The sequence below is a fragment of the Herminiimonas contaminans genome, assembly GCF_015645465.1.
Taxonomy (GTDB): Bacteria; Pseudomonadota; Gammaproteobacteria; order Burkholderiales; family Burkholderiaceae_D; genus Oxalicibacterium; species Oxalicibacterium contaminans.
In genome coordinates this window covers 1-1,229 of the sequence record NZ_JADOEL010000053.1, presented here as the reverse complement: position 1 = coordinate 1,229, position 1,229 = coordinate 1, and the positions used below count along the sequence as shown (strand labels likewise).

The following is a 1,229-nucleotide window of genomic DNA, read 5'->3' as shown; positions in this document are numbered from 1 at the left end:
GTGGCGGTTTCAACCGGTGGATGCAACAGATTGATAAAACCGTTGAGCCGGTGTTTCGTAGTTTAAGGTTTTTCTCGGTCGTTCATTGAGTTGTCTGGCAACAGCATTCAATTGAGCCTGCGAGTAACCCGAGATATCCATTCCTTTTGGGAAGTATTGACGCAGCAGGCCATTGGTATTTTCGTTTGAGCCGCGCTGCCAGGGACTGCGTGGATCGCAGAAATACACCTGGATATCTGTAGCCAGTGTGAAGCGCTTGTGGTCAGCTAGTTCTTTGCCTCGATCCCATGTCAGCGATTTATATAATTCCTGCGGTAGCTTGCCCGCATGCTTGATCAGCGCATCAATCACCGTCTGCGTATCTTTGCGAGCGATTTTTACCAACATCACATAGCGCGTATGGCGCTCCACCAATGTCGCGATGTGGCTGTTGCCACTTCCAAATAATAAATCACCTTCCCAATGGCCTGGGACCGCACGATCCTCTACCGTAGCCGGTCTTTCGCTGATCGAAACAGCATCAATGATCTGGCCGTGATTGTCTGTCTTCTGCGTGTGATGACGTGAACGACGCATGACACGTGTGCGCCTCAGATGCTCGGTCAGCTCTTTCTTCAGGGCACCGCGTGTCTGGATGAACAAGGTCTTGTAGATAGTTTCGTGAGACACATGCAATTCCTCATTGCCTGGATGAGTGTATTTGAGCCATCCGGCCACTTGTTGTGGTGACCATCGTTGGCGAAGTTTGGTCGCAACGGCGCTGGCTAGCTGCCGGTTCTGTAAAAGCTTACAGGGTTTAGGCCGATGCGCGCGGTTCCAGGTGGCTGCATCTGCCTCTGCAGCACGATAGGCTTCAATGCCGCCGTTGCGTTTGATCTCCCGACTGATTGTCGATGTTGCCCGTTCCAGGTTCTTGGCGATGGTGCGCATCGAGTCACCAGCGACAATCGAACGGGAGATTTCTTCACGCTCGGCCAGTGTCAATGCCGTACTGGATCGAATGCGTGGCGGTGGTCGAATCCCACCGCTCTTGGCCAGAATGCGCTGGACAGAGGAATGGTTTCGATCGAAGAGCTGGGCAATCTGCTGGAGAGATTCTCCCTTCTTCCAGCGATCCCACATCAAAGCCTTTTGGCTATCGGTATAGATGATCCTTGTTCGGCGAACCATGACACACTCCCGCTATCTGCATAGCCTTTAGTGTGTTGCATTCACCGGTTGAAACCGCC

1 protein-coding gene is annotated in these 1,229 nt (G+C 52.6%); it reads right to left on the bottom strand.

What is annotated here, in order from left to right:
- Positions 1 to 9: 9 nt before the first annotated feature.
- Positions 10 to 1,170 (bottom strand): IS30-like element ISHar5 family transposase, encoded by a 1,161-nt coding sequence (locus IXC47_RS19290; RefSeq protein ID WP_011872576.1) that lies wholly within the window; start codon positions 1,168 to 1,170, stop codon positions 10 to 12.
- Between the last annotated feature and the right edge of the window lie 59 nt (positions 1,171 to 1,229).